The organism is Streptomyces sp. Ag82_O1-12, assembly GCF_900182715.1.
GTDB lineage: Bacteria > Actinomycetota > Actinomycetes > Streptomycetales > Streptomycetaceae > Streptomyces > Streptomyces massasporeus.
This window is the reverse complement of sequence record NZ_FXUW01000001.1, coordinates 7,490,292-7,504,393: the sequence shown is the minus strand read 5'-3', so window position 1 is coordinate 7,504,393 and position 14,102 is coordinate 7,490,292. Positions and strand designations below refer to the sequence as shown.

Genomic DNA, 14,102 nt, shown 5'->3' with positions numbered 1-14,102 from the left:
TTCGGTGGCGGATGTGCGGCCTCAGTACGCGGCGAGCCTGCGGACCTCCGTGACGACCTTGTCGACGGTGGGGATGACCTGCTGCTCCAGCGCGTCGGCGAACGGCAGCGGGACGCACTCCCCCGCCACCCGCCGCACGGGCGCGTCCAGCAGGCCGAACCCCTCGTCGGCGACGACCGAGACGACGGTGGCGCCCCAGCCGCCCTGGTAGGGGTTCTCCTCGACGGTGACGAGCCGTGAGGTCTTGCGCAGCGAGGCGAGGACGGTGGCGGCGTCCAGCGGGACCAGGCAGCGCAGGTCGACGACGTCGGCCTCGATGCCCTCCTCGGCCAGTACGCCGGCGGCCTTCAGGGCCAGGGGCACCATGGAGGCGAGCGCGACGAGCGTGATGTCGCCGCCCTCGCGGACGACGGCGGCCCGGCCCAGCTCGACTACGTGACCGGGCGGGGGCGGTGGGCCCTTGGTCGCGAGCAGCCCCTTGTGTTCGAAGAAGACCACCGGGTCGTCGCTGCGGATGGCCGCGGCCAGCATGCCGATGACGTCGGCGGGTGTGGCCGGCGCCGCGATCTTCAGCCCGGGGACGGTCAGGGCCCAGTTCTCGGTGGCCTGGGAGTGCTGGGCGCCGAAGCCGAGTCCGCCGCCGTTGGCGGTGCGCACGACGAGGGGCACGGTCACCTGGCCGCCGGTCATGTAGCGGACCTTGGGGATCTCGTTGGCGAGGTAGTCCCAGCAGCAGGCCAGGAAGTCGGAGAACATGATCTCCGCGACGGGCCGCATCCCGGTCATGGCGGCGCCCATCGCCGCGCCCACGATGGCCTGTTCGGAGATGGGCGTGTCCCACACCCGCTCGGGTCCGAACTCCTCCAGCAGGCCCGTGGTCGTCTTGAACACCCCGCCGGCCGCGGCGATGTCCTCCCCGAGGCACACCACCGACGCGTCGCGCCGCATCTCGCGGGCGATGCCCTCGGCGACCGCGTCCCGGTAGGTGATCACGTCCGCCATGCGGCGCCTCCGTCCGCCCACACGTCGGTCAGTGCCTCGCGTGGATCGGGTGGCGGCGCCGCCTTCGCCGCCTCCACGGCCCGTTCCACGACGACCCGGGCCCGCTCGTCGGCCTCGGCGACCGTCTCCTCGCCCACGCCCAGTTCGGCCAGGCGCCCCCGCGCGAGGTCCAACGGGTCGTGCTTCAGCCAGCGTTCGACCTCCTCGGCCGGGCGGTAGGCCGCCGGGTCGGCGCGGCTGTGCCCGAAGTGGCGGTAGGTCTCGGCCTCCAGCACGGCGGGCCCGTCTCCGGCCCGGGCCCGTCGCGCGAGCCGCCCCACCGCCTCCTCGACCGCCACGACGTCGTTGCCGTCGACGACCTCGCCCGGGATGCCGTGGGCGGGGGCCCGGTCGGCTGCGGGGCGGGGCACGGCCGTGACGTCGGCGATCGGCGTGTACTCCATGTACAGGTTGTTCTCGCACACGAACAGCACCGGCAGCCTCCACACGGCGGCCAGGTTGAGGGACTCGTGGAAGGCGCCGATGTTGGTCGCGCCGTCGCCGAAGAAGGCGACCGCGAGCTGCTCGGTGCCGCGCAGCCGGGCCGACCAGGCCGCGCCGACCGCCATCGGGAGGTGCGAGCCGACGATGGCGTACGAACCGAGCATGCCGGTGGCCGCCTTGGTCAGGTGCATGGAGCCGCCCTTGGCCCCGCACAGCCCGGTCGCCCGGCTCATCAGCTCGGCGAGGCACTCCTCGGGTGTGGCGCCCCGGGCGAGGGCATGGTGGTGGCCCCTGTAGGTGGCGAACACATAGTCGTCCGGGCGCAGGGCGGCGCTCGCCCCCACGGCGATCGCCTCCTGCCCGGCGGCCAGGTGCGTGGTGCCTTTCACGAGGCCCTGGAGGAACAGGTCGTGGGCGGCCTTCTCCGTCCGGCGGATGACGTTCATCCGCTCGTACCGGTCGAGGAGCGCGCCCGCGTCCATCAGCGGTCCCCGTGGGTCGTCCGCGGGCCGTGATCGGTGTGCGCGCGTGAGCGCTCCCCGGTGTCCGCCCGTGCCCGGTCCCCGGTGTTGAGGTGGGACTGCGCCTCGCGGCGGGTGTTCAGCTCGCCGCCCACCGTCCAGTACTTGCGCCCGGCCACCAGCAGTTCCTCGGCGGGGAACTTGGTGATGACCTCGCAGCCGTCGGCGGTGACGACGAGTTCCTCCTCGATGCGGGCGGCGGACCAGCCGTCGGCGGCCGGCCAGTACGTCTCCAGGGCGAACACCATGCCCTCTTCGAGGACTTCGGGGTGGTCCAGGGAGACCAGCCGGCTGAAGATCGGCTTCTCCCAGATCGACAGGCCGACGCCGTGGCCGTACTGGAGGGCGAAGGCGGCGGTCTCGTCGGCGAAGCCGAACTCCTCGGCGCGCGGCCAGAGCCGCACGATGTCGGCGGTGGTGGCGCCCGGCCGGACCAGCGCGATCGCCTCGTCCATGTACTCCCGGCAGCGCACGTACGCGTCCCGCTGCGCCCGTGAGGCGCTGCCCACGGCGAACGTGCGGTAGTAGCAGGTGCGGTAGCCGAGATGACTGTGCAGGATGTCGAAGAAGGCCGGGTCGCCGGGGCGGATCAACCGGTCGCTGTAGACGTGCGGATGCGGCGAACAGCGCTCGCCCGAGATGGCGTTGACGCCCTCGACGTACTCGCTGCCGAGGTCGTACAGCACCTTGCTGACCACGCCGACGCACTCGTTCTCGCGCACGCCCGGGCGCAGGTAGCCGTACAGCTCCTCGTAGGCCGCGTCGACCATGGCGCACGCCTGGGTGAGCAGGGCGATCTCGTCGACGGTCTTGAGGCGGCGGGCCTCCAGGAAGACCTGCTGCCCGTCGACGACGTCGATGCCCTCGGCGCGCAGCGCGGCGAGGACCGGCATCTCGGCGACGTCGACGCCGAGGGGTTCGCCCGCGAGCCCGTGGTCGCGCAGTTCGGTGGCGATCTTGGCGGCCACGTCCTCAGCGATCCCGGCGTCCGGGTGGAAGGCGCCGCGCAGGGTGGAGATGCCGGCCCGGGCGCCGGTGGGCGGGCCGGCCTTGCCGTCGCTGTAGTCGAGCCACGGGTTGTACAGCTGGTGGTGGCGCGCGGCGGAGCCGAAGTCCCAGACGACCGGTTCGCCGTCGCGCACCAGCAGGGCGAAGCGGATCAGCTTGTCCATCGCCCAGGTGCCGATGTGGGTGGCGGTCATGTAGCGGATGTTGGCGAAGTCGAAGCTGAGCACCGCGCCGAGCTCGGAGCGGTTCAGGGACTCGTGCAGCCGGGCCAGCCGCTGCCCGCGCAGCCGGTCCAGGTCGATGCGCTCTTCCCAGTCGACGGCGTTGGGGCCGTATGTGCGGATCGCCATGGCGACCACCCCCACTTCGGAGTGAACGCCCGTGTGCCATGGGTGTCAAGTGTCACTGAACATCGCCGGACACGAACCAGACGCCCACAGCCGGTACCTCTCCATCGTTGCGGTATCGGTGGGGGGTCGTCGACTCGAAGCAGACGGAGTCGCCCGCCCGCAGCGTGTACTCCTCGAAACCGAGGGTGAGGACCAGCTCGCCGGAGGTCAGATAGCCGTACTCGGTGCCGGCGTGCCGCATCAGCCCGCCGGAGCCGGAGGACGAGCCGCCGGGCCGGTACGTCACCAGCAGGAAGTCGGCCTCCGCGCCCGGCACCCGCCCGAGACGCTCCCACACGACCCCCGAGTCCAGCTCCAGCGTCTCGCGTCCGCCCGAGCCGACCAGGGGCCCGATCCGCCGCCCCGGATCGGCGGCGAAGGCGGCGAGGGCGTGCGGCACGGTGGCCGGGGGCGTCCCGGGCGGGCTCGCGGCGGGGCCTTCCCGGGCGTCGAAGAGGGACTCCACGGAGATCCCCAGCGCCATGGTGATCGCGTACAGCGTGCTGACGGACGGCTGGCTCTTGCCGGTCTCGATCTGCGACACCAGACTCGCCGACACCCCGATCTCCCGGGCCAGCGCGCGCAGGCTCGTGCCACGCTCCAGGCGCGCCTGCCGGATGCGCGCCCCGACGGGCGGCACGACGGCGATCGACACAGTCGGCTCCTCTGCTCTGCTCTGCTCTGCTCTGCTCTGCTCTGCTCTGCTCTGCTCTGCTCTGCTCCGGAAGAGTGTGCAGTTTCATTGAACAGCGCAGGCACGTCCCGGCGCCAGGATCCGCTCGACGCGGTCGCCCGGCTCCTGTCGCCGGCGGCCCGGAACGGGAGCCCCCGGCACCCCCGGCGGCGCTCACCCGAACGGTCCGGTGCCGGTGGTGGGCCGTCGGTGGCGGTGGTGCGCTGAGGGCACGCGCCACGTTCTCAGGAGGCACTCCCGATGACCCGTCGTCCGACCCGGCTCGTCCGCGTCCTCTCCTGCGCCCTGGCGGCAGGCACGCTGCTCTCCATCGCCGCCTGCTCGGACGACGGCGGCACGGACGGTTCGCGCGTCTCCGGCGTCACCGCGTCCCAGGCCGCCGAAGTGCGGCAGACGCCCTCCCCCACCGCCACCCTCTCCACGAACGGCGCCCGCACCGCGCTGATCACCGAGGCGGACATCGAGGACAACTGGACGCAGGTCAAGGACACGGAGGCCGAGAACTGGCACGACAGTCTGCTCATCGGCACGGTCGACGTCTCCGACTTCCTCACCGCCAAGGCCCAGGCGTCCGACTGCCAGCGACTCCTGGACTCGCTGTTCGACGACGATCTGCTGGGCAGGCCGTCGGGCGCGTCCGAGCTGCGCGGCTTCGCGCAGGGCGACTCCCGGCTGCTGTACCAGGTCGCCTCCTACGACCGGACCGACCCGCAGGACTCGCTCAACTGGATGGCGACCCTGCCGGAGAAGTGCGACCAGTTCACCGTGACCGACGGCAAGGAGAAGCGCACCGTCCAGGTCATCGAGATCTCGCTGCCGAAGGTGGGCGACGCACGTGAGGGCCTGCGCGTGACCGTGCAGGGCTCGGCCGGCGGTGACGACGCCACACTGACCCTGGACGTCGCCGCCGTACGGGTCGGCGACGACGCGATCACCGTCACGGCGGGCGGGCTCGACGGGGACGAGAACGACTCCGTGAAGCAGGCGGTGCAGCAGGGAACCCAGCGCCTCAAGGACATCCTGGCCGGGAAGTCGCCCGCCGCGAGCCCCAACTAGGGCCCGTCGTTTGGATCACGCCGCAGACGCGGGGTCTGGCACGCACATCTGCCGCGTTGTCGTCGGTTGCCGACGCTCCGCGTCGACGCCCTCCTCCGCCTTGCAGCTGCACGCACCAGACCCCGCTCACCGGCATCGACCCGCACCGTCAGTTTCCTGCGGCCTGATCCAAACGACAGGCCCTAGACCGGTCGGCACGGCAAGCAGCTTCCTCCCGCACGCCGGACCGCCCCAACCGCCGTGTCCGCTCCCACGATTCCCGGGACAGCGTGATCACCGGAGCGGCACAATGGCGGCGGCGACCGGCCTCGGTCGTGCGTGCGAGGAGAGGACGAGTCGTGAGTGATGGCCACACCCCTTCGGGAGGGTCGGCGAGGCTGAACACCGGTGTGGCGCACAACGCGCGCGTGTGGAACTACTGGATCGGCGGCAAGGACAACTACGAGGTCGACCAGCAGGTCGGCGAGCACGTCGCCGGCATGTTCCCGATCATCCGGGACATCGCCCGCGCGGACCGGGACTTCCTCGGCCGGGCCGTGTCCTTCCTCGCCGGTGAGCGCGGGGTGCGGCAGTTCCTCGACGTCGGCACGGGACTGCCGACGGCGGACAACACCCACCAGATCGCCCAGCGGATCGCGCCCGACTCGCGCATCGTCTACGTCGACAACGACCCGATCGTCCTGGTGCACGCCCGCACCCTGCTCACCGGGACCCACGACGGCGTCACCGCCTACATCGACGCCGATGTGCACGACCCGGACGCCATCCTCGAACGGGCCGGGCACACCCTCGACTTCACGCGGCCCATCGCCGTGATGATGCTGGGCATCCTCAACTTCGTCCTGGACGTCGACAAGGCCCGGGACATCGTGCGCCGGGTAATGGCCGCGGCACCGTCCGGCAGCTTCCTGGTCCTCACCCACCCGACCTTCGACGACGAGCTCGGCGGCGCGGGCCAGATCCCGGCCATGAAGTTCTGGAACGAGAACGCCACTCCCCCGATCACGGCCCGCAGCGGCGCCGACATCGCCGCGTTCTTCGAGGGCCTCGAGGTCCTCGAACCGGGCATGGTGTCGTGCGGGCAGTGGCGCGCCGAGCCCGGCTCGGCGGTGCTGGTACCGCAGTACGGCGCGGTGGCCGTGAAGCCCTGACGGTGCCGCCTTCGCCGGAGAAGAACGAGGACAACCGCGGAGGACGTATGACCACCCTGGCCGATCCCGTGCCCGGCGGCCGCCCCGGCGACGTCGAGCGGGCCACCGCGCTGAGCGGCGAACTCGCCGGCCGGGGCGTGCACGGCGTCGTGCTGGCCTACGTCGACACCGCGGGCATCGGCCGGGTGAAGACCGTCCCGACGGCCCGCCTCGCCTCCGCGGCGGCCTGGGGCGTCGGCATGTCGCCGGTGTTCGACACGTTCCTGGCGAACGACTCCGTCGTCACCACCGACGTCCTCGGCTCACCCGACGGCGATCTGCGCCTCTACCCGGACCTCGACCGGCTCGTCGTCCTGGCCGGGCAGCCCGGCTGGGCCTGGGCGCCGGTGGACCGCGTCACGCAGGACGGGGAGCGGCATCCCGGCTGCACCCGCACGTTCCTGCGCCGGATCGTCACCGAGGCGGCCGAGCGGCACGGCCTGACCTTCAAGGCCGCCATCGAGATCGAGTGGAGCGTGGCCCGGGGCGACGCGCCCGGCGACGCGTTCGTGCCCGCGACGACCGGACCGGCGTACGGGGCGACCCGGCAGATCGAGCTCGGGGACTACACCGCCGACCTGCTGGCGGCATGCGCGGCCCAGGGCGTGGACGTCGAGCAGGTCCATCCCGAGTACGCGGCCGGACAGTTCGAGATCTCGGTGGGTGCCGTCGATCCGGTGGCGGCGGCCGACCGGAGTGTGCTGGTCCGGCAGACCGTCCGGGCGGTGGCCCAGCGGCACGGACTGCGGGTCTCGTTCGCCCCGGCCGTGGTGGGCCGCGGCGTCGGCAACGGCGGGCACGTCCACCTGTCCGCCTGGCGTGACGGGGCGAACCTGCACGCCGGAGGCGATCGCCGCCACGGGATGACGGCTCAGGCCGAGTCGTTCACGGCCGGCATCCTGGCCCACTTGCCCGCCCTCACGGCCGTCACCGCCCCGAGCCCCGCCAGCCGTCTGCGGCTCAAGCCCTCCCAGTGGGCCGGGGTGTTCACCGCCTGGGGCCGCGAGACCCGGGAGACCGCGCTGCGGGTCGTCACCGGCACCGCGGGGCTGCGCGACCGGGCGGCCAACCTGGAGATCAAGCCCGTCGACCTGGCCGCCAACCCCTACCTCGCGATCGGTGCCCTGATCGCCGCCGGGCTGGACGGCCTGACGTCGTCCGCCGTCCTGCCCGACGAGACCACCGGCGACCCGGCCCACCTGGGCGAGGCGGAGGCGGCGGCCCGGGGCGTGCGCCGGCTGCCGGAGTCCCTGGAGCGGGCCGTCGAGGCCTTCCGCGACGACGAGGCCCTGCGGACGGCCCTCGGCCCGGTCCTGGCCGACGCGGTCGTCGCCGTACGGCGGGGCGAGCAGGCGTCCGTCGCCGGGCTGGACGACGACCAGGTGGCGGCGGCGTACCGCTGGGTGTACTGACGTGAGCGCGGTCCGTGAGGCGCTCGGCTCCGTGCGGCTGGTCGACCACCACTGCCACGGCACGGTCACGGCCGACCTCGGCCGGGAGGCCTTCGAGGCCCACCTCACCGAGGGCGAGGTGTGGCCGGGGATCTCCCCCTTCGACAGCCCGGTGGGCGTGGCCCTGCGCCGGCACTGCGCTCCCCTGCTCGACCTGCCCCGGCACGCGCCCGCCGAGGAGTACCTCGCCCGCCGCTCGGAACTCGGCCGGCGCGAGGTGCAGCGCCGCTTCCTGCGCGCCGCGGGCACGGACGTCTTCTGCGTCGACACCGGCTACGCGCCCGACCCCCTCACCACGCCGCGGGAGATCGCCGAGGCGGCGGGCGGGACCTCGTACGAGGTCGTGCGGCTGGAGGGCGTCGCGGAGTCGGTGCAGGCCGCGGGGGTCGACCCGGACGCCTACGCGGACGCCTTCCACGCGGCCGCGCTGGCCGCCGTGCGGCGGCCCGGTGTTGTGGCCGTGAAGTCGGTGGCGGCCTACCGCACCGGCTTCGACCTGGACCCGGCCCGCCCCTCGCAGGCGCAGGTCACCGAAGCGGCCCGGCGCTGGCTTTCCGGGGGCGGACGCCTCGACGACCCGGTCCTCGTGCGACACCTGCTGTGGACCGCCGTCGACCTCGGTCTGCCGCTCCAGCTGCACACCGGTTTCGGCGACAACGACATCCGGCTGCACCGCGTCGACCCCACCCACCTCACCGACTGGCTGCACCTCACCGCCGGGACGATCCCCGTCCTGCTCCTGCACTGCTGGCCGTACCAGCGACAGGCGGCCTACCTCGCCGCGGTCTTCGAGCAGGTGTACCTCGACGTCGGACTCACCCTGCACCACGTCGGCCCCGCCCGGGCCGGTGCGGTCCTGGCGGAGGCCCTGGAGATCACACCGTTCCGCAAACTGCTGTACAGCTCCGACGCCTACGGTGTGGCCGAGTTCTACCACCTCGGGGCGCTCGCCTTCCGGCAAGGGCTCGCGGAACTGCTCCAGGAGCGCGTGGACGCCGACGAGCTGTCCCTGCCGGACGCGCTGCGGATCGCGCGGTGGACCGGGCGGGACAACGCCCTGCGGGTCTACCGGCTGGAGACCGACGGGCCGCAGGACGATTGAACAGGCGTGTGGCCGGTCACAGTTCTCCTGGAGCGGCTACCCAGGAAGTCCGAACGGCTGAAAGTATGATCAAGCAATGTCTGACATGACCGAAACCACGCCCGGCTGGCTGTCCTCCGACGAGCTGGAGATGACACGCGCCCGCATGCCGATCCTCTACGTCGAGGCCGTCCCGGTCCGCGTCGACGACAGCGGCGAGGTGACCAGCGTCGGCCTGCTGCTGCGCATCGGCCCCGACGGTACGGTCAGCCGGACCCTGGTCTCCGGCCGCGTGCTGCACCACGAGCGCGTCCGCGACGCCCTCCTGCGCCACCTGGAGAAGGACCTCGGCCCGGTCGCGCTGCCCCGCGTCCCGGCGTCGCTCCAGCCGTTCACGGTCGCGGAGTACTTCCCGACCCACGGCGTCACGCCGTACCACGACCCGCGCCAGCACGCGGTGTCCCTCGCCTACATCGTGCCGGTGACGGGCGACTGCCGGCCCCGGCAGGACGCGCTCGACCTGGTGTGGTTCAGCCCCCAGGACGCCGTCTCGGAGGCCGTGCAGAGCGAGATGCCGGGCGGGCACGGAGTGCTGCTGAAGCAGGCGCTGGCGCATGCGGGCTGCGCGATCTGAGGCCTGGGCTCTGTCACGTGACCGGCCTCCGGCCTGGAGGTGCAGGTGATGGACGCGGAGCGGGACCCTTTCCCGGGGCAGCCGCATCTGCCGAGCCGCATGTGCGCCTGCGCACGGAGCTGAGCCCGCTCGACGAACAGCTGCGCGCCCGGCTGGACGCGATGGACCGGATGCGGGGTCTGCTGGACGCCGTGGTGGCCATCAGCCGTGAGGTGGAGCTGCCCGCCACCGGGCCGGCTTCCTCGGCTTCCCGCTGCTGATCCGGGTCGGCTTCCGCTTCCGGCTGGCCGGGGCCGCGACCTGCGCCCTCGCGGTGTCGGTCATCGCGCAGGCGTGCAGACAGCTCTCCGAGCTGGTGGCCAGAAGCGCCACCAGCGACCGCCGGCCGGCTCCCCGTCCGTAGACATGATCAAGAGGCCGTATCCGTGGAATCCGATACGGCCTCTGAATGACTGCCTCACAGTCGGGACGACAGGATTTGAACCTGCGACCCCTTGACCCCCAGTCAAGTGCGCTACCAAGCTGCGCCACGTCCCGTTGCCCGTCTGACCTGGGAGTTCCCCCGGCCCAACGCGCAGGGAAACAATACCGCACTCGCACCACTGATCGCGCATCCGTTTCCGGGCCGTTGAGGTTGCACGCTCGTCGTCATGACCGGCGACGAGAAGCACGACCCGGCCGCGGCGTCCACGCTGGACGTCTTGTGGGCGCTGTCCGACCGGGGCCGAGATCGACGGCCGCCGCGAACGACGCGCTGCCGGATGTGCCGCACCGGGCCCTCGGGCTGGGCGTGGGCCGCCGCGAACCGCGGCGGTACGGGCTGCTGGAGGAGCGTGTCGCCGCCCATGGTCTCGACGCCCGGTCACTGCGGGAGCGCGTCTCGGGGTTTCTCGGGGCGACGGTCCGCGTCTGAGATCAGGAGGTCGTCACTCCGCGGGCAGGCCGAGCCGCGGGTGAACCTCCAGGAGCCGGGTCGGGGCCGCCTGGCGCCAGGAGTCGGCGAGGATGTCCCGCAGCTCGCCCTCGTCCTCGATGGCGTCGAGCCGGGCCCGCACCCAGGCGAACTGGGACTCGTGGTCGGCGATCCAGAACTTCCCCGGCTCGGCGAGCACCAGTTCGTCGCGCTCCTCCTTGGGGCAGCGCACGGCGATGGAGGTCTCGTTCTCCGGCAGCGTGGCGAACATCTTTCCCGCGACCCGGAACGTGGGCATGCTCCAGGCGATCTTCTCCGTCGTGTCCGGCAGGGACAAGGCGATCCGTCGTACGTCTTCGGCATCCGGCATGGCAGGCACCGTATCGGCTCCCACCGACAATCACCTGGTGGGAGCGGTTACCGGTACGTGCTTGTAGTAGATCGTCGTCGGCCGCAGCACGCCGCCGGGGTCGGCCGCGTAGTCCGGGATGGCGCCGATGGGGGTCCAGCCGCTGGAGCGGTACAGCTGTTCGGCGAGGCTGCCGGTCTCGGTGTCCAGGTGCAGGAGGGTGATGCCGGCCGCCTCGGCCGCGGCCTCCGCCGTGGCCAGGAGCCCGCGGCCGAGGCCGCGCCCACGGGCCTCCGGCGCCACCATCAGCTTCACGAGCTCGGCGCGGTGACGGCTGTTGGCCTTGTCGGCAAAGGCCAGGCTGACGGTGCCGAGCACCCGCTCCCCGTCACACGCCACCCACACGGCGAGCCGGCCCGCGGCGACGTCGGCGGCCCGGCCCTCCCACCAGGCCATGGCCTCCGCCCGGCCGAGCGGGGCGAGGAAGCCGACGGAGGCACCCCCGTTCACGGTGCCGGTCAGCAGATCCGCCAACTCCGTTGCCCTTTGCAGCAGCTGGGCCTCGTTCAGTCGGTTCACGGTCGCACCACCGCCAGCAGGTAGCGGACACCCTCGGGGTCCGCGCACCGGAACCGGGTCGGGCCCCACACCCGCATCCGCAGGCAGTCCCCCGCGTGCAGACGGTGCTCGGTGTCCTGCGCGGTCACTTCCAGGACGCCTTCCAGGATCCAGATGTGCTGCTCCAGTCCCGCCACGGGCGGACGGTCGTAGGCGAGGTCGGCGCCGGGTGCGAGGCGGGCCTCGACGAGTTCGCCGCGCAGGGCGGCGTGCGGGGGTGACACGGACCGGCGTACGAAGCCGGAGGTGCGGTCCTGCCACACGGGCTGGGCAGCGGAACGGACGACGGCCTCCGGTTCGGCCTCGACCTCGCTGAGGAGCTGGGACATGGTGCGCCCGTAGACGGCGCACAGGCGGTTCAGGAGGGAGGCCGTGGGGCTGACCTCCGCCCGCTCGGCCCGGGACAGGGTGGACCGGCTCACCCCGCTGCGGTCGGCCAACTCGCCCAGGGACCAGTCGTGTTCGGCCCGCAACTCGGCCAGGCGCGCACCCAGCCGGGCGTCCACGGGGTCCGTCTCGTCGCGTCTCACATTCGGGACGCTATCCCGGATATGAGACGAGGGCGTTACGGGACGCTCACAGCCGGGCCGCCTCGCCGAGCGCGTCCAGCACGGGGCGGATCAGGGGGTGCTCCTCTGCTCCCCTGCGGACGGCGGCGAAGACCCGGCGGGTGGGGGGTGTTCCGTCGACGGGGCGTACGACCACCCCGGCGAGGTCCATCCCGCGCAGCGCCGAGCGCGGCACCAGGGCGACGCCCGCGTCGGCCGAGGCGAGGGCGACGACCGCGCGGAAGTCGTCGGAGGAGTGCTCCATGCGCGGCTGGAAACCCGCGTTCTCGCAGGCCAGGATCACCACGTCGTGGCAGGGGTTGCCGGGGTACTGGCCGATCCACGGGTCCTTGGCCAGGTCGGCGAGGGGCACCTCGGCCGCATCGGCCAGGCGGTGGGTGACCGGGACGACCGCGTCGAAGGGCTCGGCGTACAGCGGTACGTGGGCCAGTCGCGGGTCGTCGGCGGGCGGGGCCCCGCGGTACTCGACGGCGACGGCGACATCGACCTGCCGGTCCAGCACCATCGGCAGGCTGGCGTCGCCCTCGGCGTCCTGGACACGGATGCGGATCCCGGGCGCCGAGCGCGCGAGAGCGGCCACCGCGGGCGCGACGACCAGGGCGATGCCGGTGGCGAAGGAGGCGACCGTGACGGTGCCGGCCGCTCCCGAGCTGTACGCGGCGAGCTCGGCCTCGGCCCGCTCCAGCTGGGCGAGGACCGCGTTGGTGTGGTTGAGCAGGATCTCGCCGGCAGGGGTGAGCCGTACGCCCTTGGCGCCGCGCTCGACGAGCCGGTGGCCGGTCTCCTGCTCCAGGGCGGCGAGCTGCTGGGACACGGCTGACGGCGTGAGATACAGCGCGGCGGCAGCCGCCGTCACCGTACGGTGGTCGGCCACCGCCCGGAGGATGTGGAGCCGCCGCGCTTCGATCATGCGATCGATTGTCTCAAATGCGCCCCGTGCCGGCGGTCAGCCCTCCAGCTCGGCCCGCGCCGCCACGAAGGCGTCGACGGCGCGGTTGACGTCGTCCGTGGAGTGCGCGGCCGACAGCTGGACGCGGATCCGGGCCTGGCCCTGCGGCACCACCGGGTACGAGAAGCCGATGACGTAGACGCCGCGCTCCAGCAGCAGCTCGGCCATGCGCCCGGCGACCGCCGCGTCGCCGATCATCACCGGGGCGATGGCGTGGTCGCCGGGAAGGACGTCGAAGCCCTCCTCGGTCATCCGCCCGCGGAACAGGGCCGTGTTCTCGGCCAGCCGGACGCGCAGGTCGTCCGCGGCCTCGAGCAGGTCGAGGACCTTCAGGGAGGCCGCCGCGATGACCGGGGCGAGGGTGTTGGAGAACAGGTACGGCCGGGAGCGCTGGCGCAGCAGGGCGACGATCTCGGCGCGGGCGGCGACGTAGCCGCCGGAGGCGCCGCCGAGGGCCTTGCCGAGGGTGCCGGTGATGATGTCGACGCGGTCCATGACGCCGTGCAGCTCGGGCGTGCCGCGGCCGCCGGGGCCGACGAAGCCGACGGCGTGGGAGTCGTCGACCATGACCATCGCGTCGTAACGGTCGGCGAGGTCGCAGATCTCGCGCAGCGGGGCGACGTAGCCGTCCATGGAGAAGACGCCGTCGGTGACGATCAGGCGGCGGCGCGCGTCGGAGGCCTCCTTGAGCCGCGCCTCCAGCTCGGCCAGGTCACGGTTGGCGTAGCGCAGGCGGCGGGCCTTGGACAGGCGGATGCCGTCGATGATCGACGCGTGGTTGAGGGCGTCGGAGATGACCGCGTCCTCCGGGCCGAGCAGTGTCTCGAACACGCCGCCGTTGGCGTCGAAGCACGAGGAGTAGAGGATCGTGTCCTCCTGGCCCAGGAAGGCGGACAGGCGAGCCTCCAGCTCCTTGTGCACCTCCTGGGTGCCGCAGATGAAGCGGACGGAGGCCATGCCGTAGCCCCAGCGGTCCAGGGCCTCGTGGGCGGCGGCGACGACCTCGGGGTGGTCGGCGAGACCGAGGTAGTTGTTGGCGCAGAAGTTCAGGACCTCGCCGGGACGGCCGCCCGCGGTGACGTCGACGGTGGCGGACTGCGGACTGCCGATCACGCGCTCGGGCTTGTGCAGGCCGGCGGCGCGGATCTCGTCGAGGGTGGCGCGCAGGTCGTCGCGCACGGAGTCGAACATGGGG

The 14,102-nt window shown here is 72.7% G+C and carries 16 protein-coding genes and 1 tRNA gene; 7 read left to right on the top strand and 10 right to left on the bottom strand.

Features of this window, described 5'->3' with window-relative positions; genetic code table 11:
- Nucleotides 1–21: 21 nt before the first annotated feature.
- Genes QOL88_RS34200 through QOL88_RS34185 form a run of 4 tightly spaced genes read right to left on the bottom strand, consistent with a single transcriptional unit; the run spans nt 22 to nt 4,058 of the window.
- Nucleotides 22–1,002, bottom strand: a complete 981-nt coding sequence (locus QOL88_RS34200) for an alpha-ketoacid dehydrogenase subunit beta (protein ID WP_097222099.1) — start codon at nt 1,000–1,002, stop codon at nt 22–24.
- The gene (locus QOL88_RS34195; RefSeq protein WP_097222098.1) at nt 990–1,967 is read right to left on the bottom strand and encodes a thiamine pyrophosphate-dependent dehydrogenase E1 component subunit alpha; all 978 of its coding nucleotides are present in this window, start codon (nt 1,965–1,967) and stop codon (nt 990–992) included. Before QOL88_RS34195 ends, QOL88_RS34200 begins: the two co-directional genes overlap by 13 nt.
- The gene (locus tag QOL88_RS34190) at nt 1,967–3,364 is read right to left on the bottom strand and encodes a M24 family metallopeptidase (RefSeq protein WP_257027970.1); all 1,398 of its coding nucleotides are present in this window, start codon (nt 3,362–3,364) and stop codon (nt 1,967–1,969) included. The genes QOL88_RS34195 and QOL88_RS34190 overlap by 1 nt, the downstream gene beginning before the upstream one ends.
- A gap of 52 nt (nt 3,365–3,416) precedes the next feature.
- Entirely contained in the window at nt 3,417–4,058 is a 642-nt protein-coding gene (locus tag QOL88_RS34185; RefSeq protein ID WP_097222097.1) for a helix-turn-helix domain-containing protein, read from the bottom strand.
- Between the two features lie 279 nt (nt 4,059–4,337).
- On the opposite strand from QOL88_RS34185, the gene QOL88_RS34180 reads away from it, so the two are divergent.
- The 6 genes from QOL88_RS34180 (at nt 4,338) to QOL88_RS34155 (ending at nt 9,769) form a co-directional block, all read left to right on the top strand.
- On the top strand, nt 4,338–5,153 hold the full coding sequence (locus tag QOL88_RS34180) for a hypothetical protein (RefSeq protein WP_097222096.1): 816 nt from the start codon (nt 4,338–4,340) through the stop codon (nt 5,151–5,153).
- Between the two features lie 338 nt (nt 5,154–5,491).
- On the top strand, nt 5,492–6,304 hold the full coding sequence (locus QOL88_RS34175; protein WP_097222095.1) for an SAM-dependent methyltransferase: 813 nt from the start codon (nt 5,492–5,494) through the stop codon (nt 6,302–6,304).
- Nucleotides 6,305–6,351: 47 nt separating this feature from the next.
- Nucleotides 6,352–7,755: a type I glutamate--ammonia ligase gene (locus QOL88_RS34170; protein WP_097222094.1), complete on the top strand. Its 1,404-nt coding sequence runs from the start codon at nt 6,352–6,354 to the stop codon at nt 7,753–7,755.
- Between the two features lies 1 nt (nt 7,756).
- Nucleotides 7,757–8,896 (top strand): amidohydrolase family protein, encoded by a 1,140-nt coding sequence (locus QOL88_RS34165; RefSeq protein ID WP_097222093.1) that lies wholly within the window; start codon nt 7,757–7,759, stop codon nt 8,894–8,896.
- An 85-nt stretch (nt 8,897–8,981) separates the two neighbouring features.
- The gene (locus QOL88_RS34160) at nt 8,982–9,509 is read left to right on the top strand and encodes an NUDIX hydrolase family protein (protein ID WP_179879161.1); all 528 of its coding nucleotides are present in this window, start codon (nt 8,982–8,984) and stop codon (nt 9,507–9,509) included.
- A 101-nt stretch (nt 9,510–9,610) separates the two neighbouring features.
- Nucleotides 9,611–9,769 carry a hypothetical protein gene (locus QOL88_RS34155; RefSeq protein ID WP_179879036.1) on the top strand — a complete coding sequence of 53 codons (159 nt, stop codon included), beginning with the start codon at nt 9,611–9,613 and terminating at the stop codon, nt 9,767–9,769.
- A 203-nt stretch (nt 9,770–9,972) separates the two neighbouring features.
- Here the strand turns inward: QOL88_RS34155 and QOL88_RS34150 are convergent.
- Nucleotides 9,973–10,046 (bottom strand) — tRNA-Pro (locus tag QOL88_RS34150).
- A 166-nt stretch (nt 10,047–10,212) separates the two neighbouring features.
- Here QOL88_RS34150 and QOL88_RS34140 point away from each other — a divergent pair.
- Nucleotides 10,213–10,422, top strand: a complete 210-nt coding sequence (locus QOL88_RS34140; protein WP_143668910.1) for a hypothetical protein — start codon at nt 10,213–10,215, stop codon at nt 10,420–10,422.
- Between the two features lie 13 nt (nt 10,423–10,435).
- On the opposite strand, the gene QOL88_RS34135 is transcribed toward QOL88_RS34140, so the two are convergent.
- The 5 genes from QOL88_RS34135 to QOL88_RS34115 are packed head-to-tail and all read right to left on the bottom strand — an operon-like array spanning nt 10,436 to nt 14,098.
- Nucleotides 10,436–10,792 carry an MmcQ/YjbR family DNA-binding protein gene (locus tag QOL88_RS34135; RefSeq protein ID WP_179879035.1) on the bottom strand — a complete coding sequence of 119 codons (357 nt, stop codon included), beginning with the start codon at nt 10,790–10,792 and terminating at the stop codon, nt 10,436–10,438.
- A gap of 30 nt (nt 10,793–10,822) precedes the next feature.
- A complete protein-coding gene (locus QOL88_RS34130) occupies nt 10,823–11,341 on the bottom strand; it encodes a GNAT family N-acetyltransferase (RefSeq protein ID WP_373559360.1) in 519 nt (172 codons plus the stop codon).
- A 5-nt stretch (nt 11,342–11,346) separates the two neighbouring features.
- Nucleotides 11,347–11,919 (bottom strand): helix-turn-helix domain-containing protein, encoded by a 573-nt coding sequence (locus tag QOL88_RS34125; protein WP_097222089.1) that lies wholly within the window; start codon nt 11,917–11,919, stop codon nt 11,347–11,349.
- 46 nt (nt 11,920–11,965) lie between these two features.
- Nucleotides 11,966–12,868, bottom strand: coding sequence for a LysR family transcriptional regulator (locus QOL88_RS34120; protein ID WP_097222088.1), 903 nt, complete (start codon nt 12,866–12,868; stop codon nt 11,966–11,968).
- 36 nt (nt 12,869–12,904) lie between these two features.
- Nucleotides 12,905–14,098 (bottom strand): glycine C-acetyltransferase, encoded by a 1,194-nt coding sequence (locus QOL88_RS34115; protein WP_097222087.1) that lies wholly within the window; start codon nt 14,096–14,098, stop codon nt 12,905–12,907.
- Nucleotides 14,099–14,102 lie beyond the last annotated feature (4 nt).